This window comes from Nitrospirota bacterium (genome assembly GCA_016219645.1).
Taxonomy (GTDB): Bacteria; Nitrospirota; Nitrospiria; order Nitrospirales; family Nitrospiraceae; genus Palsa-1315.
On record JACRLR010000020.1, the window covers coordinates 146809 to 167374 of the forward strand.

17 protein-coding genes are annotated in these 20566 nt (G+C 56.0%); 8 read left to right on the forward strand and 9 right to left on the reverse strand.

The window, feature by feature from the left end; genetic code table 11:
* Nucleotides 1-17: 17 nt before the first annotated feature.
* Both casA and cas3 read right to left on the reverse strand, forming a co-directional pair.
* Nucleotides 18-1580 (reverse strand): type I-E CRISPR-associated protein Cse1/CasA, encoded by a 1563-nt coding sequence (casA, locus tag HZB34_09865; protein MBI5316267.1) that lies wholly within the window; start codon nt 1578-1580, stop codon nt 18-20.
* Nucleotides 1564-4296, reverse strand: coding sequence for a CRISPR-associated helicase Cas3' (gene cas3, locus HZB34_09870; GenBank protein MBI5316268.1), 2733 nt, complete (start codon nt 4294-4296; stop codon nt 1564-1566). Before cas3 ends, casA begins: the two co-directional genes overlap by 17 nt.
* A 209-nt stretch (nt 4297-4505) precedes the next feature.
* Here cas3 and HZB34_09875 point away from each other — a divergent pair, with 209 nt between their 5' ends.
* Both HZB34_09875 and HZB34_09880 read left to right on the forward strand, forming a co-directional pair.
* On the forward strand, nt 4506-4772 hold the full coding sequence (locus HZB34_09875) for a hypothetical protein (protein ID MBI5316269.1): 267 nt from the start codon (nt 4506-4508) through the stop codon (nt 4770-4772).
* A complete protein-coding gene (locus tag HZB34_09880) occupies nt 4772-5188 on the forward strand; it encodes a type II toxin-antitoxin system VapC family toxin (GenBank protein MBI5316270.1) in 417 nt (138 codons plus the stop codon). The genes HZB34_09875 and HZB34_09880 overlap by 1 nt, the downstream gene beginning before the upstream one ends.
* A 4-nt stretch (nt 5189-5192) precedes the next feature.
* Here the strand turns inward: HZB34_09880 and HZB34_09885 are convergent, their stop codons facing one another.
* From HZB34_09885 to HZB34_09900, 4 genes are all read right to left on the reverse strand, one after another.
* The gene (locus HZB34_09885) at nt 5193-5390 is read right to left on the reverse strand and encodes a hypothetical protein (protein ID MBI5316271.1); all 198 of its coding nucleotides are present in this window, start codon (nt 5388-5390) and stop codon (nt 5193-5195) included.
* 327 nt (nt 5391-5717) lie between these two features.
* The gene (locus tag HZB34_09890) at nt 5718-6701 is read right to left on the reverse strand and encodes a WYL domain-containing transcriptional regulator (protein ID MBI5316272.1); all 984 of its coding nucleotides are present in this window, start codon (nt 6699-6701) and stop codon (nt 5718-5720) included.
* Nucleotides 6702-6873: 172 nt separating this feature from the next.
* Nucleotides 6874-7152 carry a MoaD/ThiS family protein gene (locus tag HZB34_09895; protein MBI5316273.1) on the reverse strand — a complete coding sequence of 93 codons (279 nt, stop codon included), beginning with the start codon at nt 7150-7152 and terminating at the stop codon, nt 6874-6876.
* 112 nt (nt 7153-7264) lie between these two features.
* Nucleotides 7265-10090 (reverse strand): FAD-binding oxidoreductase, encoded by a 2826-nt coding sequence (locus HZB34_09900; protein MBI5316274.1) that lies wholly within the window; start codon nt 10088-10090, stop codon nt 7265-7267.
* A 265-nt stretch (nt 10091-10355) separates the two neighbouring features.
* On the opposite strand from HZB34_09900, the gene HZB34_09905 reads away from it, so the two are divergent.
* Nucleotides 10356-11267, forward strand: a complete 912-nt coding sequence (locus HZB34_09905) for a D-glycerate dehydrogenase (GenBank protein MBI5316275.1) — start codon at nt 10356-10358, stop codon at nt 11265-11267.
* Nucleotides 11268-11440: 173 nt separating this feature from the next.
* Here the strand turns inward: HZB34_09905 and HZB34_09910 are convergent, their stop codons facing one another.
* Nucleotides 11441-13723 carry a tetratricopeptide repeat protein gene (locus HZB34_09910; protein ID MBI5316276.1) on the reverse strand — a complete coding sequence of 761 codons (2283 nt, stop codon included), beginning with the start codon at nt 13721-13723 and terminating at the stop codon, nt 11441-11443.
* Nucleotides 13724-14050: 327 nt separating this feature from the next.
* Nucleotides 14051-14269, reverse strand: a complete 219-nt coding sequence (locus HZB34_09915) for a cold shock domain-containing protein (GenBank protein MBI5316277.1) — start codon at nt 14267-14269, stop codon at nt 14051-14053.
* Between the two features lie 312 nt (nt 14270-14581).
* Between HZB34_09915 and lptF the strand changes: the two genes are divergently transcribed.
* The 5 genes from lptF (at nt 14582) to lpxD (ending at nt 19657) form a co-directional block, all read left to right on the forward strand.
* On the forward strand, nt 14582-15673 hold the full coding sequence (gene lptF / locus HZB34_09920; GenBank protein ID MBI5316278.1) for an LPS export ABC transporter permease LptF: 1092 nt from the start codon (nt 14582-14584) through the stop codon (nt 15671-15673).
* Between the two features lie 4 nt (nt 15674-15677).
* Nucleotides 15678-16769: an LPS export ABC transporter permease LptG gene (lptG, locus tag HZB34_09925; protein MBI5316279.1), complete on the forward strand. Its 1092-nt coding sequence runs from the start codon at nt 15678-15680 to the stop codon at nt 16767-16769.
* A 178-nt stretch (nt 16770-16947) separates the two neighbouring features.
* The gene (gene fabF / locus HZB34_09930; GenBank protein ID MBI5316280.1) at nt 16948-18225 is read left to right on the forward strand and encodes a beta-ketoacyl-ACP synthase II; all 1278 of its coding nucleotides are present in this window, start codon (nt 16948-16950) and stop codon (nt 18223-18225) included.
* Nucleotides 18226-18242: 17 nt separating this feature from the next.
* A complete protein-coding gene (locus tag HZB34_09935) occupies nt 18243-18557 on the forward strand; it encodes an acyl carrier protein (GenBank protein ID MBI5316281.1) in 315 nt (104 codons plus the stop codon).
* A 5-nt stretch (nt 18558-18562) separates the two neighbouring features.
* Nucleotides 18563-19657, forward strand: coding sequence for a UDP-3-O-(3-hydroxymyristoyl)glucosamine N-acyltransferase (gene lpxD / locus HZB34_09940; GenBank protein ID MBI5316282.1), 1095 nt, complete (start codon nt 18563-18565; stop codon nt 19655-19657).
* 107 nt (nt 19658-19764) lie between these two features.
* On the opposite strand, the gene HZB34_09945 is transcribed toward lpxD, so the two are convergent.
* Nucleotides 19765-20286, reverse strand: a complete 522-nt coding sequence (locus tag HZB34_09945) for a hypothetical protein (protein ID MBI5316283.1) — start codon at nt 20284-20286, stop codon at nt 19765-19767.
* Between the last annotated feature and the right edge of the window lie 280 nt (nt 20287-20566).

Below are 20566 nucleotides of genomic sequence, written 5' to 3' on the forward strand. Positions count from 1 at the left end.
AAAATCTCCTTATAAAGTCAAGCCGTTTTGCGGACGAGTTGAGGCAGACCGAGCAGATCTTGTAGCTTCTTGCCAACAAGCAACTTCCCCAGATCATTACGAGCCACCGCCACCCGACGGGGATCGGCAGCATCAAAATCTCCTGTCTGAGCGTAGTGGTCAAACACAGAGAAGGCGGCCAAACGGAGAGTGGCGAGCCAGCTTTCCGTCACACTCAAGTCGCCACTCGGCGTAGACAAAGTGGCCCGCAAACGCCGAACGTGTTCGTAAAAGCCAGCTTCCGTAGCACCCCAGAAATGGTTCTGAATGAAGGACAGATCGCCACGATTATTCTCTTTGTCAAGCAAGACATCCTTGATTCGCCAGCGCAGTATCTGGGCAACCCAACTAGCGCCACGAACCATGTGTTCCACCTGTCCCTTGAAGCTCACCTCTATTTCTCTTGGCACAATAATGATAGGCATCGTGGCCTCATACCAACAACGCGCCTTCATCTTGTCCATATCGAACCCGAACGCCCATAGCCGTGCGTCTTCCCGTGCTACAGATCGAAACTGCTCGATTACCTTGGCTGGTCGGCGCTCACGGTTGCCGTCTATGCTGCTTTCAACTAGCCCAAGCCAATGCCGATAACCAATGCCACCTGGTTGTGGATGCACCGAGCTGGCAACACCGTCTTCGACATAATGTGGACTCAAGGGGTGCTCAAAACCCTCGTAGCTCACACCATAATTTTTTGTGACAAAATGACGGCACACACAGCTAACCTCTGCCCCACAAAGATCGCAACATGCCATCTTCTCACCCTTTTCGAAGTGCAATCGGATGCGTCTGGGCATAGTCCAGAATTGCTGATCAGGATGAACATCGACGAGTCCAGTAATTTCCGTTGGCGAATTGGGTTCGCTTGTGCGAGTGCGAGCCGACCAAGGAAAACGATCAACATCGTCAAACTTGTCAAGATCGGCGGTTGCAAGATAACGGGCTTTCGTTAAAACATTTCGCCAACAAGTTTCCCAAAGCGTTTCCCCAAGCACTAGTGTGCTTAACGGTCCCCCGCCACGCAGACCGGTGCGATGCCCCTGGCCACCAGAAGGCGCATTAGTCTGGAGGGTAAATAAAGCAGTTGCTGCGCATGGCGGGCAAAGCTGATTGACTCGCCCTCGCTTGATAAAGTGATCCGTGTTGTCTTTGAGAGTTTTTTCGCCTGGCGCCTCAAGCAAGAGAGCAGAAATGCTCTCTTGCTTACTCAAGTCAGAAGGTGAGAAATCCTGCATAAATGCTCTCTCGCCTTCCAACTCAAAAGCTCTTGCTACCGAAACAAAGCGCTTTCGTAACGTCTCCGGCGGTGGCGGATTTTCACGCCACTCCCACCAGCCGCTTTCGTTAGGTGTGCATGTGGTTTGCAGCAACCCGATAACAAACTGGATAAGTGCGCCGTCAAAGTCAGGGCGCGGCGAGGCAATGGCAACAATAGGACTCCTGCCATCGGTAAAATCTGTGATGCGCCAAGGTTCAACCTTTTCTTGTGTCCCGTCTGCCCTCCGGATGGGAATCCAGGGCTCATTGATCAGATTCATCTTTCACTCCTTTTTCGACAGTCAGTCCCATGACAGATGAATATGCGACACAGACTTCCTCGTCGCGTGTGCTTTTGGCATGTCCGCGCCATATGTCGCCGTCCGCTTGTAACCCGACGATGATGACGTAGCGACCTTCATCAGGCATGGTGGTTCTAACCGCCGCTAGCGCCGTTGGCATGCGTTCACTTTCCTTGGCGATCAGGCGATAGGGGACGGTGAGTTCGGATAGTGCCCATTCCATTCCGGTCATGGTTTGTGCCCAGGGGTGAAAAACGCCATCCACCAGGCGAGCTAGCCGTAGACGTACTGTTTTTTCACCAAGACGGGTGGGAGCTTCTCCTTCGTCCTGCCATTGCAGGCTGGTGGGGCTGTAGCCTTCGTCAAAAGCGAGCAGGTTGCCGCGCGCCACCCCTTGGTCGGCATGGCAAGCGCCCTCGGCTTTCAGCGCTATTTCTTTGAGTCCCTCTGGCAAGCTGTCGAAAGCTGCATCGTCGTATACGGCCTCTATCATGTCTCGCGCTTGCCGCGGCAAATCGAACCCGCCGTTTTTGGAAAGCCAGCGAGCGGTCAGCCAAAGTTTTCCGTGATCGGGATAAACCATCCCTCCCCTCGGTAGTAAATCAGTCATCCAGCGCTTGCCTGAGTCTTCTACGGGCATGGGCATGAGCACAGCCAGCCGTGCGCCGCCGCGTCCATCGGCAATATTGAGATCTTGCAGCCGGTTACCGTCGGCATCTCGCTTGTGACGTTGCAACCGCCCGGTACGCTGGACCACCAAATCAATCGGAGCGAGGTCGGTCACCATGTCGTCGAAGTCCACGTCCAGCGATTGCTCGATGACCTGGGTCGCGATGACCAGCTTTCCGCGTCTGGTGACGGGTGTGCTGTCGGGGCCGAAGGCAGCCTCAATTTTTTCCTTGCCAATACGCAAGCGATCAACTAAGGCAAAGCGAGCATGAAAGAGCGTCGCCGGATATTCGGGATAGGAGGCATTCCAGACTTTCAAAGTTTCCACTGCGTCCGCCACGCTATTGCGTATCCACACAACGCAACGGCCTTGCGCGAGTAAATTTTGCAAGCGTTCCCGTACTTCCCTTTCCTCGTGCAGCGCTTGCACGTCAACATGACGGGCAGATTCTGCGCGAGTTTCAAGCGGCTGCTCGGCAAGCCCATTGGTAGAAAAATGGCTTGCCAGTGGATAACCAACTTCCATCGGGCGCGCCACCGTCAACTCCGCACCCTCGGCGAAGGCTTTGATATAGCGGGCGCGTTGAGTCAGCGGTAGCGTTGCTGACAGCAGAATGACCGAGCCGCCCAGAGCGGCATGAAAACGCAACAACCTAGCCAGCAGCTCACCCATATAGGAGTCGCAGGCATGGACCTCATCCACCACCAACACCTTGTTGGCCAGCCCCAACAACCGCAGCGACTGATGTCGTACTGGCAGCACCGCAAGGAGCGCTTGATCTAGGGTCCCAACGCCGAAATCCGCCAACAGGGCTTTCTTGCGGTTGTCTGCAAGCCAGGCTGTGCAGTTTCTGGAGGCTGATTCTTCCTCGGTCGTACCATAGCCAGCATCTCCGCGATTAGCTTCTTCCAGGCGGAATTTGAGACGATCCGCCGAATGAGCCAAGGCAAGCTGCGCCTCTCCACCGGCGAAGAATCGCCGCCAACCATTATCCCGGCGCACCCGGTCGAACATGGCATCCGCCGTCGCCATTGTAGGCAGCGCCAGATAGAGACCCCGCCCCTGGCCCCCCGCCATGAGGCGGGCGGCTAACGTTAGTGCAACTTCGGTTTTGCCGGCACCGGTAAGTTCTTCCAGCACGAAGAGTTGCGGGTTGTTCGTGATGTGGATCGCCTCGGCCCAGGCTTGTAAGGGTGTGGGAGCCTTGATCCGCGGAAACAGTTTTTCAAATCCAGGAAAGATGGGCGTGGTAGGCGCCAGTCCGCTCTCAGCAACGGCTCGATGTGCTTGGGGGAGCGCCGTATCCCACCAGTATTTTGCAAGTCCGACTTCTGGTTTTCGATAGGGAAACCAGAGAGTGTTAGAACCTAGCCAGTCCGCCGTCACGGCAAGTCCTGAAAGCAGCCAAGAGGCTTGCCAATAGCGTTCCGCCTGCCCGTCCTGGTGTGTAGGCAATGGATGTCCATCGGGCATCAACAACTCAGTCGCTTCGAGAACAAACTGTCTGGTATCCTCCAGAACTTGAGCGGGAAAGTGATCCCGCAGCAGCCTTGCCGAATCCCCTGCGGAGAGATTTCTCGGCGGTTTCCCATGGTGACCGGTCACAGCCGCCAACCAAGGGCGCATCTGTTGCCCACCACGTCGGGCCAGCTCTGGGCGGTTCAGCCATTGAGGCAAGGTCTTCATCAGTAGTTCATAACCTAGGGTGTCATGACGCTCCCCTGGTCTGGTGTCCTCCGTCCGGCTCTGAAGTGTCTGCCACAAGTCGGACCGCAAGCTTTGGAAACCATCACCGAACTTGCCTGAATCGTGAAGTGCCAAGAGGAACGTTACCCAACCAGGCAACACATCCAAAGAAATTCCTGACAACCGGCCCAAACTCCCTAACCATGATGGCTGCGCATTCAGCAGCACTTGCCCGCACGCCGCCACATCCAAACAGTGATACGCCAGCGGATGCCAGCTTGTTGCACCGACATATTTCTCGTCGGCTTTGCCCCAGTACTGAAAATAATGATTCGGCATGATGAGAACACTACACACGCATCAACTGCTATGCGTCAACGTGCCTTCCGTGTCCTACTACCTCCATCCAACAGCGCAAACGGCACGCTGGGGCTATACTCGTTCACCTGCTCAGGGTTCGTGGGCGCATGTGACCATCGAGGTTGCTTACGTGTTGACATGAATTGTACATGGCTGTACCTTTCAGATATATTCAATCGGAGGCCGTCATGAAACTTTCGATCAGTGAAGCGCGCAAGCGGTTGCCGGCGTTGGTCCGCCGGATCCGTCGAGATGCGGGTGCCCGTGTGGAAATTACGGTTCACAACGAGGTTGTTGCGGAGCTTCGCGCCGTGCAGCCCGAACCTGAGCCTGGAGCGGCCGCTCAAAGCTTGCTCCGCCTGATGATGAAGCTGCCGAAGCGGCGCGGGCGGAAGATCCCGATCTCTTCCCGCGTTAGGACCCATCTCTACGGCCGGCGTGGCGCGATCCGCTGATGACCCTCCCTGCTCTGGTGTTTTGCGATACATCATTCTTCTATGCCTGCCTTGATCCGAAAGACGTCAACCACGCGCGGGCGCGTATCCTTGTGGCGGAATCGGCTTCTGCCGGAACGACGTGGTGCACCACCTGGGACATTGTCAGTGAAACGGTGACGCTGCTGCGATACCGGCGTCATTTTCGGGCCGCGCTTGCGTTTCTCAGCGAGGTCAAGCCCCAGCTTCAGATTGTCCCCTACGGCGATCGCGTGAGAACGGAGGCAGAACAGGTTTTTACGTCGTATGGCCGCGATCATCGCTTGTCTTTCTGCGATGCCATCTCGTTCGTTGTCGTGACATCGCTGCTCAATCATGTTCCCTGCTTCACGTTCGATGAAGACTTCCGACACCTTGGCTTGACCGTTCTTCCTTGACCACTCATCGTCTTACCTTCCCGCTCCCTCCATCCAGCGGCGCAAACGGCACGTTGGGATTATATCGGTTCGCCGGGTTCAGTGGATTCTCTGGATGATACCGATTCACCGGATTAAATGGATTGTTCGGACTGTACTTATTGACCGGGTTGGCTGGATTACCTGGATCGTAGCGGTTGACGGGATTGAACGCGCTATCCAGGTCATATTTGTTGGCCGGATTGAGCGGATTGTCCGGTTGATACTGCGTGGCCGGGTTGAAGATGTTGTAGTCCCTCTCATAGCGCTCATCGAAACTCATATCGGCGTGGCTTAGCGTGCCCCGTAGGAGCAGTAGCATTGCCGTTGCGATCGTGTTGCACATGACCGCCTCCTTGTGTGATGGGGTGGTGGTGCGCCCAGTTTCACACAACGATATGACATCCGAGGTCCAGTCCTGTCTAATTCTGCTCCCGGCCTCCCCTGCTTATTTACCACAGGTTTACCGGCTCTCAGCAGTACCCATCCAAGCCACGCGTGACACCCGGGGTCACTGCGACTCCAGAATCTTCCTGACTTCCTGCTGAACTGCTCTGCGTAACGAGTCCGGCTGCACCACCTTTACCCCGCTGCCGAAACTGAGAATCCACCCGACAAGTTCGCGCGTGTCCGCAATGGACAATGTCATCCGCAATCGCCCTCGCCTCAGGCGTGTCAGCCGTTGGCTGGGATGCCATACGCGGTCTTTAACCCAGGCCGCTGTCGGCTTATCGAACGCCAACTCGACATCGATGCGCCGTCCGCGCATGACGGTGAGCGAGTCCTCCACAAATGCGTCGAAATCGAAGTGCAACGGGATCTGATACGGATGGTCGGTCTGCGTGACAGACTTGATCCGCTCGACGGCGAACATTCTCGGCTCCTTGCGCAGGTGGCAGTAGCCGACAAGATAGAGGCCGCCCGATGCGTACCAGAGTCGGTAGGGATTGATCTCGCGCCTGGTCATCCGCGTGCGGGAGGCGGAGAAGTACCGCACTTGAACGGTGCGCTGCTTATCGATGGCCTGAGTGAGCCGGTCAATCGACTCTCGATGTGTCCGGTATGTCTTGTGCGGGCCCAGCCCGACCGCAAACACGCTTTGAATGCGCTGGACATAGTCGAGCGATGCCGGGGGCAGGAGTCCCGATGCTTTCGTCATGGCCGACTCTATTGCCGCCTGGATCTGTGTCCCGGCCAATGGCTTGAGGAGAGCCCGGCTCATGACCAACGCCATGAGCTCGGTGGGAGAAAACGAGAGGGCGGGGACGTGGCGAAACCCGTCCATCAACCGCCAGTGGATGCGCCCGTCTCTTCGTTCGTTCAGGATGGGGAATCCCGCCGCCTCGAGGGCTTCCAAATCTCGCCGCACGGTTCGGGGATGTCTGAGATAGTCGGTCGGGAGCCGTTCGTTCAGTTCATCGAGCGTCATGCCATGTGACGATTCCAATAGGCGCAAGAGGTGCCACTGGCGCGTGACTTGGTCGTTGCGCGGCATCGATAGACCTCAATCATGGGCCGACAAGCAGATGCAGGCTACACTAATGGTCTGTATGGTTCATCTGGTTTGTTTTGTTTATTTGGTTTCCCCGGTTCAACCGCTTAATCTGGTTCAACCAAACAGACCAAATAAACAAGAGAAACAAGGCAATTCTCGCGCGTCACGCAGCCTAAACGGGGATATGTCGCGTCCCGTCATACGACGCTCCAGACTGGTGGGATAACTTGACGATGTCCCCGTCCTTCACGACAGTATCTTCGGCGCTCACTTTCTTGTTTACCGCAATCATCACTTCTCGATTCGCCAGGAACTGCAACAGAGACCCCATACGATCCTGGTTCGATTCAAGAAGCTTTCTCACAGTGGTGGGTCCGGAAATCACGAGATCGAATTCCGTTTCTCCGACCGCATCGCGAAGCGTCAATCCAAAGATCAGCACTGTGACCATTGAAACCTCGTTGGTTGGTTCTTTTGGTTTGTTTAGTCTATTTGGTTGCTTTAGTTCATCCGGTTAGTGTTGCCCAACCAAAAACCAAACAAACCAAATAAACGAAACAAACCTACGGTCGGTCTGCTGCCTCGTAGGCTTCCTGAATCAGTTGGGCCACGTGCTTCACTTCTGCTGTGCCCTGCAATCCAGTTCGCAATTGAATCATGCAGGCCGGGCAACTGGTCGCCACCACCTCGGCACCACTCTGCTCGACAGCCTGCCGTTTGCGCAGGACAATCCGCTGCGATGTCTCAAAATCCTTTACGAGATACGTCCCGGCTCCTCCCGCACAGCGATCAGCATCCGGCATCTCGACATAATCAAAGCCGGGCATGCCTCCCAGAATCGCCCGAGGCTCCTTCGTCACTCCCGCTGCTCGCAGGTGACAGGAAGAATGATAGGCTACCTTGCATGTTCTAGGCTGCGGACTCGCCATGGCCGGCTTCACCGACGATTGTGAGACAAACTCTGAAATGTGCGTGACCCGCTTGGCCAAGGCCTCGGCTGACCCTTGCTCAGGCTCGCCGGCAAATAAGGTGGGATAGTCCTTCAGCATGAGGGTACAGGAGGCACAACCGGTCACCACTTTCTCATAGCCAGCCATGGAGGCCAGATTGACCCGTGCCCCTTCTTTGGCCAATGTGCGATGCCCATAGGTTTCGATCGGCGTCCCGGAACAGCGTTGTGGTGGTAGATCCGGCTCGACTCCATGTTTTCGCAACACGGCGATGACGGCATCCCCTACCCCATCGTCGAAATAGTTGGCTGCGCAGCCATGGAAGTACGCTACTGGGGAACGAGTCGCCTGCCCTGTGTCAGGAATCAGTTCCGGGTAACGGTCACGAAGATGTTGTCGGGCGAGTCGCGGCAGCACCAAGCGTGGCGACAATCGTGCGGTCTCGGCAAGACGATGCAGGAACGGCTTGGTCAGACGATCGAGTAACCGTCGAATCAAGGGCCGATCCCATATCGGCTGATACCTCGCGAGAAACTTTAACAATCGTTCAAATCGTGCGGTCTGCGCATGGAAACGAAAGATGGATCCAGCCATTTCGTTTGGATTCTCGGCGCGCCGGTCCAGGATGAGCTGAGATACATCGACACCTGCCGGACAGGCTGTGCGGCAAGACTTACAGTTCAGACAGGCCTCCACCACGCGCTTGGAATTGAGATAGCTATAATTCTTATCCGTGACGATTTCGAACCAGCCCCGCGAACTCATGTCTTCCGACCGAAATACATCGTAGACCGGGCAGACAGCGTTGCACTTGGCGCAGGTCGCACAGGACTTTGACAGTCGCTCATAGTCGATATGGTCCGTGAATGGCCGGTCGCTGATCTTGATACCGGGATTAAAGACCCCAGTTGGGTCAAAACTCTGCTTTACCCGCACAAACAGATCGTACAGCTCCGGACCGAACATCGTCTTCACATATTCGGCGCGCACCCGACCATCTCCGTGCTCCCCACAGATCGAACCACCGAATCGATCCAACACTGTTTGGTGAATCTCGGAATACCCCCGCACCATCTTCTGGAAATCGTCTTGGTTGTTCACATCGAGCAGGGGAATGATATGGGCATTCCCATTCCCGATATGCCCAAAGATCGCTACTGGAACGCGCTGTTCTTCGAAGAACTCTTCCAAATATCGGATGAGTTCACTGATCCGCTCAGCCGGCACCACAACGTCGTCGACGAAATTGATGGGCTTCTTCCGGGGGTCGAATCGGTAGAGCGTGGGATAGAGTGCTTTGCGGGCCTTCCACAGTTGCTCCCGTTGCTCAGGCTCAAGGGCGAGCAGGGGATCGGACGTGAGGCGAAAACGTCGACAGATCTCCAGCATGCGATTGGCCTGTGCCCAGAGATCGATACCCCTTGCATCGTCATCCAGCTCAACCAACAGAGTGGCCGCCGCATCGGCAGGAATGCCGTGCTTCGCCCGCCCGATCAAGTTGAGCGTATTTGCATCCATCACTTCTAACGCGCTCGGATATAACTCCAGTAGCTTCGGCACAGCCTCACCCACATCCTCCAGGCGATAGAAATGGACGAGGGCCGTGAGGGTTGCGCGGGGCACCTCAACCAGCCGAATCGTCGCTTCACTGAAGAGACCGAGCGTGCCCTCACTGCCGATAAAGAGCTTGGGAAGATCGAAGCAGCCTCGCGCAAGTCCATCGGCGATGCCAAAAAGGTTGTAGCCACAACTATTCTTGCTGACGATCGGGCGTTTCCGCGCAATCAGTTCGGCATTGTCCTGGACCAACGATCGCAGGTCTCGAAGGGGGCCTTGTGCCTTCAACAGATCGGCACAGGCCGGATCGTCGAGCCAATAGGCCCTAGCATCCAGCCACTCACCGGTCTGTAGGCATACACGAAGTGCCCCCACGTTATCCTTGACCGCGCCGTACCGCAGCGTGTGGGGACCGGATGAGTTGTTCGCCAACATCCCTCCGAGTTTGCACATGTCCCCGCTGGAAGGGTCTGGTCCGAACAACAGACCCTGGCGGCTCAGTTGCTTGTTCAATTCGGCGAGCACGATCCCCGGCTGCACTCTGGCCCATTGCTCATCCCGATTCACTTCGAGAATCCGGTTCAAGCGTGAGACGTCGAGAATGATGCCGGAGCCGATCGCTGAGCCCGTCAGGTTCGTCCCAGCAGCCCGCGGCGTCAGGGGAATCCCTCGTTGTACGGCGTAGCGTACCGTAGCGGCAATGTCTTCCTCAGACTCGACAAGCACGACGGCTTTTGGCGTCATCCGATACATACTCGCATCCACCGCATAGGCAATGAGGGTCGAGTAGTCGTCCCTTACCTTGTCACCGCCGAGCGTGGCACGAAGGTCAGAGGCAATGGCGTGGGAACGTTCAGGCAAAATGAGCGTTGGTGAGGTCATAGTTTAAGATCTCGACCATTCTAGACGGACCCCTGAGACCAGCACAAGTCTGGTTCATCAGGTTTGTTTGGTTGATCCGGTTTATTTAGTTTGTTTTGTTTATTCGTTCCTCTGGATCAGTTTCGCTCAACCAAAAAAACCAAACAAACCAAATAAACCATCTTCTCACCCTAACATCCTGCTAAGATGGCGCGCTGAACGGAGTAGCCCTGTGACCGACTCACGCCCCACCCTCTATCTTTCTCGACTCCTCCCAGATCCTGTGATGGCCATCATACGGAATCGCTTCCAGCTGGTGCAGGATCCTCATAATACATTGCCGACCGCACCTGTCCTTCGTGAGGGACTCTGCCGGGCCGATGCCGGGATCGTGACTCTGGGAGATCGCATCGACGCCGAAACCATTCATGCCGCCACCAGGCTCAAAATTCTGGCGAACTATGCCGTCGGATACAACAACATCGATCTTGCCGCCGCGAAACAGTGTGGCCTGATCGTCACCAATACGCCGGACGTCTTGACCGATGCGACCGCTGATCTGACCTGGGCCTTGCTCCTGGCGACGGCACGTCGCATCGTTGAAGGCGACGGCCTCGTTCGATCCGGACACTGGACCGGATGGAGTCCCACACAACTTTTGGGAGCGGAGATTTCCGGCAAGACACTGGGGATTATCGGAATGGGGCGCATCGGGCAGGCGGTAGCCAGACGCGCTATAGGGTTTCGCATGTCGGTGCTCTATCACACCCGACAAGCCATGGCCATCTCATCGCTCCCCCGTGAGTGGGAATATCGGTCATTGAGAGAGCTCCTTGAGGAAGCCGACCTTGTGACAATCCATGTGCCCCTGACTCCAGCCACTCACCATCTGATCGGAACGTGCGAATTGGGCTGGATGCGCCCCACTGCTTTTCTCATCAATACGGCTCGTGGTCCGATTGTCGATGAAGCAGCGTTGGTCGAAGCCCTCAAGAGAGGAACCATCGCCGGCGCAGGACTCGACGTCTATGAAGAGGAACCAACTCTCCATCCAGACCTAGCTCAGTTGAGGCAGGTGGTGCTGCTCCCCCATCTAGGCTCAGCCACGATGCAGGCAAGGACTCAAATGGGACTGGTCTGTCTGAAGAATATTCAATCAGTGTTAGACGGCCGCCCCGCCCCAAACCAGGTCCAATAGAAAAGGGATGGTCAGCACGCCTATCACAATGGGAGAAAATCCTGCAGGATGCTCAAAAAGTTCGCCCAGCAAGGCCGCAGCCGATGAAAGCACCGGAGGCGTAGCCTCTGGGCTACGTTGAGGATGCTTTCAAGGTGAGAACGCCGCTGGCGGGCTTTTTCAGCATCCTGCTGCTAGTTTCTGTAGCGAAAGGCTATGGGCTCAGTTGTGGCTCGCCTGTGCGCGCGGGCCAATTCAAGCCGTTGGGAGACGTCGTGGAAGGTCGGAATCAATTCGTAAATTGCGGCAGCCTGGTCCCACTGCTCTTGAGTTTCGTAGAGTAATCCCAGTTCATAGCGAATGGCTTGCCCCTTGGCCCCCTGGCACTGAGGGTCCTTCAGCAGCGCCTCGAGCTGGGCGATCGCCGACTGCCATTCGCCCTGCTCTTTCGAACAGACTGCGACCATGAGACAGGAGTCCAAGAAAAAGTCGTGGCTCTTCATCGAGAGGGAAAATTCTTCTTTCGCTTCGTTCAGCAGCCCCATATTCTTGTAAGCCACTCCCAGCATGTAGTGAGTTTCTGGATCAATCTCTATCCCAGGTGGAGCCGATAGCACCGGCTCTGCAGCAGCCACCGATGCTTGCTGGTTCAGCGCAAATGTCGCAGCCCATTTGGCCAGCAAGGGGCTGGCCGGAGCTAATTCTTTGACTTTTGCATAGAGGCTCGCCTGTCGAGTCGGACTCTCATTATTCTGGCCCGCCAGGATCAATTCGAGGGCACGGGAGTATTGCAAAGCTGCGCCGGCTGTATCGCCCTTGGCTTCGAGCAGGGAGCCGAACAGTTCCCGCGCCTCTGCATGATCCGGCTGCTCTGTGACCAATCGGCTAAGCCAATCCTCAGCCTCAGCCTGCTGGCCAGCCTTCACATAGGTCTGGAACTGCTCGCTGGTCGAAAGGACAGGCGGAGGAGGATCGTCTGCACCTGCCTCTTCCGGCAACGCCCCCCATAGCTGATCCGGCGCAACATTCTCCCACAATGATCCACTACCAGGCGTAGCCGGTTCCGACTCCCTTGACCGTGCTAGCTCCCACGGGTTTGCTGCTGGTTCCGGCACAACCACTGAAGACTGCCTATCTTGTAATGGGGCAAGCTTGGAGGGCAGACTCCAGGGAGGGTCGTCTGGTGCAGCATTGGCTATCGAAAATGTGTCTGCCTGCACAGAGTCGGCTGGGATTGCAGCTATCGAAGGCGCAGGGGTCTCTGATCGAGGCGAACCAAGCGGTTCGTTCACTGCAGTGCCGTGCATGAGCGCAGTCAACCTCTTCACCGTTGGGCTATCCGGCGCCATCGCAGTGACCTTCTCAAACAGTTCCTCATGCAACGTCGGCATCCCTGGTTCGGGATGTTCCAGCAACAGCTCAATGGCCTTTCCATACTGGATCACCGCGTTGGCGGGGTCACCTTTTTCTCCATAGAGCTCTCCGTAGAGTTCCAGCATCGCAACCGACTGCGGTTCGACCTCAAGAAAATCTGTAATCAGCTTTTCAGCCTTCGGATAGTCCTGCACCCGCAATGCCGCCCCGGCAAGATAGCGATATTCGCCGAGGGCGATCTGAAGATCACCACGTTGCAGATGCAGCTTTGCGAGCAACTGGCAGACGTCAGGATTTCCAGGCTCTTTCGTCAACATTTGGTTGAGAATGGCCTCGGCCCCGGCAAATTGTTTTGCGTCAATCCGGCGTGTCGCTTCAGACAGGAGATCGAGCGGCTCGGCACTCTTGGGTGATTCAGCTTTAGAGCCGGCTGCTTTCTTGGTTGCGGGGCTAGAGCCCCCGCCGACTTTGGTGAAATGTTCGATGAACTGAGCCGCCTCACTATTGGCAGGAGCGATCCGCAAGACGGCTTGATAGGCATCCTTTGCCTCAGCATAACGCTGTTGGGCTGACCGCTCACGCCCCAACTGCAAATAAACCTTCGTAGCCTCCTCCTGCATATTTTCTTGCAGGCATAATTCCGCCACACGCTGCTGAGCATCCAAGTTCGAGGGATCCTGGCTGACGATCTTCTTATAGATATCCAGCGCGTCTTTGGTTTTTCCCGATTTGAGATAGTGTTTCCCGAGCGTGAGATAATCTTGAACCGCGCTACTGAGCAAACCACGTTCAGCGTTGAGATCCCCGAGATGCCTGAATACATCGTATCGGGAAGGATCAAGCTTCAGTATCTTCTTGTATGTTGCGATCGCCTTGAGGGTGGCCCCTTCGGCGCGGAAGGCGGCGGCCGCCTGCGCAAAAGCTGCGACGGCATCGGCGGTGGCTTGACGTTTGAGGTGCAACTCCCCGATTGAATTGAAGATACTCCCATCGCCCGGCGCCTCGATGGAAAGTTTCTTCCATTCACTGATAGCGGCGTCGAATTGACCCCGCGAGGCAAAGAGTTGCGCACTATGCAATACCGTACTGCGGTCGATCGCCAAGTCAGACCTCCCTCACCCGCATGATTCATGAAACTTCTGCTGCAAGCGCGGATACGCGGCTGCGACGGGCAGTCTCGCCGTTCAGCCCTTCGACATACTGCGCGAGTATGCCTCAGGGCTTCACATCTCCGAGTGCCCGTCTCGCTTCGCGTCTGCACGCTTTCGCGACGAACCTTCATGAATCATGCGGGCTAACGATCAAACGCTAACAGTGTCTTTGGGTATTGTCAACGAATTGGAGGGTTTGGATGGGAATGTCTCAGCATTACTACGAAGGCCTGCCTTGAAAGGCAGGCCTTCACGCGCAAATCTAGTAAAATCTAACGGTCAAGACTCGGTAATGGCCATCTTCAAGACGTTCGAAGCCTGCGGCCCCTTTGCGCCTTGCACGACTTCGAACTCGACACTCTCCCCCTCTTTCAAGGTTTTGAATCCTTCTCCCTGCAACGCCGAATAATGGACGAAAACATCATCCCCGCCCTCAAGACGAATGAACCCAAATCCCTTGCGATCGTTGAACCATTTGACGGTACCTTTTGTCTTCACGGAAATACTCCTTTCCTCAACGACCACGACTCATGACGTGGCCGGTCCCGAAACTCTGCTGGCGATACCCATGATGATGAAGAGAAAAAGAAAGAAGAGACATAGGTTGGAATGATGGGTTCATGTGGAGCGACAAAATATTATTCGTGAGACCCATCTCGGTTCAAGCTTCGGAGCATGTATCATGAGGTTTCAAATCTTGTCAAGCCATTCTTTGGCCTCATGGCTTCCGGCCAGACAGTTGACAGTATGGTAGACAAGCCCTGCCTGCTCACTTATAGTGTTAAATTCTGCGAGGGGCGGATTCTTCGAATGTTTCTACGAACGCTGCTGGATCGCTACATCTTCACCGAACTTCTTTCCCCCTTCAGTGTCAGCCTCGGCGCACTGTGTTTTGTGATGCTGACGCGGGAACTCTTGCGTTTGGTAGAACTGTTGGTCTCCAAAGGCGTCGGAATCCTGGCGATTTTGCAAGTGTTTGTCCATCTGATGCCTTCGTTCCTCGTGTTAACCCTCCCGATCGCCGGGATCATTGCCTCGATCACTGCGTTCGGGCGATTGTCCTTCGACAAGGAACTGGTGGCAATGCAGACTGCGGGCCTGAGCCTCATGCGTTTGGCTCGGCCCGTGCTGCTCTTTGCCCTGCTCGTGTTCGGGTTGACCCTGTGGCTGGCACAGTGGGGGCAACCCTGGAGCTCACTGAATCTCAAGAAAGTCGCGCTGAATCTCCTGCGAGATCAGCTAGTCCTGGCATTGGAGCGGGGAACATTTAACGAGCCCATCCCCAAGATGATGATCTATGTTCCGGACGGGGATCCGACTCAAGCCACAACCGGTATCTTCGTCTCCGATGAGCGAAATCCAGATGATCCCCGCATCATCGTCGCCCAGCAGTTCGAGGTCTTTATGGATGCCTCCACCAATCAGGTGGCCCTACGTTTACACCATGGAGTCATTCATAGCCGACCGAACCAGGCAGATCAGTATGAACAAGCGTCCTTCGCCAATTATGATTTGAAACTTTCGCTCAATCAGAGCGGCTATTCAGCCACGGAAGAGCGTCCGTCGTATGACGCCATTATCGGCCAGCTCACACAATCCCAATGGCGCGATCCTGGCGCACTCCGGCGATTAATGGAGTATTATAAAGATCTGGCCTTCCCGACCGCATCGCTGGTATTTTGCCTGCTGGGCGTCCCGGTCGGTATCGCGTCCAGAAGATCCGGCCGAATAGGCGGATTTGCGGTCGGTGTGTTAGTCATCATCATCTACTACGTGCTGAACGTCGCGTGCGAATTCCTGGTCACGACAGCGCATCTGCCGCCTTTTGCCGGAGCCTGGCTACCGAACGGCATTTTTCTTTTCATCACCATTGGGTGGTTTTACAATATGAGTCGCCGCTAACCCCATGACCATTCTCTTCCGCTATCTCCTTCGCGAATACGGAAAAATCTTCACGATGTGTTTTAGCGGGTTGATGACGATCTACCTCGTCATCGACTTCTTCGAGAAAGTACGCCGTTTTCTGCGCTATGACGCCGACTGGCTCGACATCCTGGCGTATTTTCTTCTCAAAGCTCCCGCGATTTCATACCAGATCGCGCCACTGGCCATTCTGATGGCGACATTGCTCACTTTTGGATTGCTCTCCCGCAGCCACGAAATTACCGCCATGCGCAGTTGCGGTATCAGTTTACGATGGATCATCACCCCCTTTATCGTCTTTGCCGCAGGAGTCACCCTTGTCCTCTTACTCTTCAGTTCTGCTGTCATCCCGCTGGCTGCCGGCAAGTCCGAAGAGATTCGGGCCACACGCATCGAAAAAAAATCTCCCGCCTCAACCGTGCTGCTCAAGCAGCCCTGGACAAGAGTAGGGACCGACAGCCTCATGCAGGTCACGAGCGTCTCCGTCGGCGGGGAACTCTTGGGCGGGGTGCGGCTCTTTCAGTTCGACCACAACTTCCAATTGGCTGACATGACCGAAGCCGACGAAGCCCGCTACGCTGACTCGACATGGACGCTGTATCAAGGACGGCGCCGACAATTTTCTTCCGACGGAACCGTCGCGACTACCGTATTCGACCACCAAGCCATCGCGATGACTCTCATCCCCGATGACTTCACCACGTGGCTCGCTGGCGACTCCGAGTTGATGACATTCCACGATATCCGGGCCTATTCCAGACGTCGGCCGCAACAAGGCTCTCAGGTCGCGAGGCTGCAAACAGACTATTACAGCCGGATCGCGTTCCCGTTCGTCACCGTGATCATGGTCCTAATCGGTATTGCGCTGAGTCTCCGCCGGAGTGGCGCAAGAGGTGGGGGCATGGCGATAGGAATCGGGCAGGCACTTGCCGTCGGCTTCTGCTATTGGACGGCACATTCCATCGCGATTGCACTCGGCCGTGGCGGAGCTTTGACACCTCTGATCGCCGGCTGGATGGCGAACGTTCTTTTCTTCAGTTTTGGCCTCTATCTGATCCTCAAGGTGCGGTACTAACAAGATGCGAAAAACGTTATTTGGTTCATTTAATTCGTTTGGTTTTTTTGGTTGAAGGAAACTAACCAAATGAACCAAATAAACAAAACAAACCAAACCAACCAGCCTCCCGCCTTGTTGACTGCCATCGGCGCATCCGGTAAGTAGAAGCAAGCCCGTTAAGGAGATTATCGAAACGATGCGCTCGCGTGTGGTCGTGACTGGACTGGGTATTGTTTCCCCTATCGGTATCGGGGTCAGTGACTTCTGGAAAGCCGCCCTAGCCGGCCAATCCGGCATCTCAGCCATCACCTCTTTCGATCCGTTTCCTGTGGAGGGCTACCGCTCCAAGGTCGCTGGCCAAGTGCGCGGCTTCGCGGTCGAACGGTTCCTCGACTCAGCCCATGGCGAACGTGTGGACCGTTATGCCCAGTTTGCACTCGTGTCGGCAAAAGAAGCGTTGGCCGACTCCGGCCTTCAGATGGCGAAGGAAAATCCTCACCGTGTCGGGGTGATTGTGGGTGCCGGCATGGGTGGAATGGTGATGGGCGAGCGTGAAATCACGCAGCTCCACCAGCAGCAGAAGCCTCATCGCGTCCATCCGAATTTTATTCCAGCCATCACCCTCAATTCAGCTTCGGGTATCCTTGCCATGGCCCATGGCGCCAAAGGCCCCAATCTCACCATCTCAACCGCCTGCTCCTCCAGCGCCCATGCGCTCGGGCAAGCGCTCCACTGTATCCGTGAAGGCCGTGCCGATGTCGTGATCACCGTGGGAGCCGATGCCAGCATTACCCCGCTCGTCTTTGCAGGATTTTGCTCCCTGCGCGCACTTTCCTCGAAATTCAACGACCACCCGGAGAAGGCCTCTCGACCCTTCGATCTGATGCGCGATGGCTTCATCATGGGAGAAGGCGCCGGCACACTCATCTTGGAATCGGCCACGCATGCCAAGAAGCGCAAGGCGAGAGTCTATGCTGAAGTCGCAGGTTATGCAGCCACCAGCGAGGCTTACCATATGGTTATCCCCCGTGAAGATGGCATCGAAGTGGCCCACACCATGCGGCTGGCTATCGCAGATGCCGGCATGACCCCAACCCAGGTGGATTACATCAATGCCCACGCAACGTCGACGACCATCGGCGACGCCGTGGAGTCCAAAGCCATCAGGCTTCTGTTCAAGAGACGGGCTGACGCCATTGCCGTCAACGCCACGAAATCGCTGATCGGCCACACACTGGGGGCCGCCGGCGCCATCGGAGGGATCGCTTCGGTGCTGGCCCTCCATACCGGCAAGATCCATCCAACCGCTAACTACGATGACCCAGATCCTGCTTGCGCGCTGGCAGGGCTATCCCGATCGGCGCAGGAGCGTCGTGTGAAAGTGGCATTGCTGAATGCCTTTGGATTTGGCAGCAACAACGCCGCTGTGGTATTCAAACAGGCAACGACTGAAGGCCGAAGGTTGAAAGCCTGAAGGTTAGAGATGGAGAGATGACGGCAGACACTACCATATCACTGAAAATCCGCACCGCCTTGGGTGAGTACCTGAAACGCGATCCGGCCACGATACTCCCGACACAGCATCTACGCGACGATTTAGGCCTTGACTCTATGGCAGTGATCGAACTGCTGTACCGCATCGAGGAGGCCTTCGATCTCCAGATTCCCGACCAGGACCTGGCGGGGCTGACGAATGTCGGCCACGTCGTCACGTATGTTGAGAAGCGGCTGGGAAAAAACGGTTCAGCGGCCCCGATCGAGAAGCGAGTGAAGCCTCCCAACTTAAAGAGAAAAAAGAAGTCCTGACCTCTATGGCGACGAGCACGCGTACTCCTATTTCTCTAGCGCAGATCCATGACCTTGTCGGGGGAGAGATTGTGGGCTCCCCGCTGGCTACCGTGACAGGCCTATCAAGCCTAGAGGAAGCAGGCCCAAACGATTTGACCTTTGTCACAGGGGATCGGGTGCTCAAGACACATGGATCCACCGCTGCTGGGGCACTCCTTGCCCACCGGCGGCTTGATGAGTTCGTCACGCCTCACATCATCATCGCCAATCCGACATTGGCTTTTGCGAAGGTGGCTCGGACGTTCTTCTGTCCCATCTCACCTCCCCGCGGTATTGACAAGACTGTCGTCCGAGGCCTTGATACTCAAATCGGTTCCGATCCCTCGATTTGGCCGGGAGTCACCCTGGGAGACCGGGTGACGATTGGCGCGCGAGTCACACTCTATCCAGGTGTCTTTGTAGGTAACGATACCACGATTGGAGACGATACGCTGCTCTATCCCAACGTCGTGGTCAGGGAGGGCTGCACAATTGGAGCCCGCGTCATCATTCATAGCGGCACGGTGATCGGAAGCGACGGATTCGGCTATGTGCAGGACCAGGGGCGGCATTACAAAATTCCTCAGCTCGGGGGGGTTACCATCGAGGATGACGTAGAGCTGGGGGCCAATGTGACAGTCGATCGCGCCACACTCGGTCAAACGATCATCAAGCAAGGCACCAAGGTCGATAACCTGGTTCAGATTGCTCACAACGTCACGATCGGCGCCCACTCTATCCTGGTGGCTCAGGTGGGGATCGCCGGAAGCACTCGCGTAGGGCATCACGTCATGATCGGCGGACAGGCAGGGCTGGCAGACCATATCGCGATCGGAGATCAGGTCATGATCGCCGCTCGCGCAGGAGTGAACCGCAGCATCGAGCCCAACCAGATCGTGTCAGGGGCTCCCGCGATGCCGCATGAGGTGTGGGTGAAAGCGCAAGCCGTGATTCCACGGCTCCCTGAACTCCGACAGGTCGTGCGTACCTTGGAGGACCGGGTGAAACAACTCGAAGCATCGCACTCGGCTTCTCAAGCCTCCAAGGCCAAAGCCACGACGAGAAAACGTAAGGGGTAAGAGGGATGGTCAATGGTAGATGGTTGACGTTCGGAAATGACCAAATCAAATCCTGCTCCGAACATTGCCCATTCACCATTGACCATTCCTTAGGCCCATGAATTCCGCTATTCTATGACTCCGCGCCAAATAAATAACTTCGCCCAGTAGAATCCTGCCCATGGCATCAGAAAAGCCGGTAACGGATCGAGATCGCCTCGTAGTATGGCCGCAGCCGAAGCGCCAAAGATCAGTAGCGCCCCGGCAACAGAAATCGCCGTGACGAAGCCTCGCCCGGGGTGTTCGATCGAGGGCGCATCCGGCTCAGCCTTGGCCTTCCTGCTGCGTTGAGCCACAGCGCTGCGCATCTTTGCCGCATACACCTCTGGAAAATTGGCGAAGAGATAGCAATGATAGCGTGCTTTTCCCCACCCGTATAACCCTCCGACCACGAACAAAACTGTGCTGGTGAGAAGCGTCAGCCAACTGTACGTATGGCTGAATATGAGTTGATACGCGAGCGAGCCCACCCCACCGATCAGACAGATCAATCCTATCGTTCCTGCAGGGAAGAGGACATAGGACCGGACATACATGCGTGCTTGCTCGTCAATTTTCTCTGGTCGCAACACCGTCACAAGTTTCGGCATCGATACATTCTCCTATCCAGCAGGCTGAGGTCGAGGTCAAGGTTGAGCGAAGATCTGACACGCTCATCTTAGCCTCAACCTTAACCTTAACCTTCTCCGAGTTGGCGGCGGGATCATACCACCCTTCCACCACTTGTTGCATAGACGAGAAACAGGGGATTGAGCATCTGTGCCTGAGCGGCCTGAACAATACGCGTAATCCCCAAGACTGGATGAGCAATTGTGGATGACCCACCGCCAACAGCACGCGACAGGCCCAGTTTTTACGCGCTGAACACCT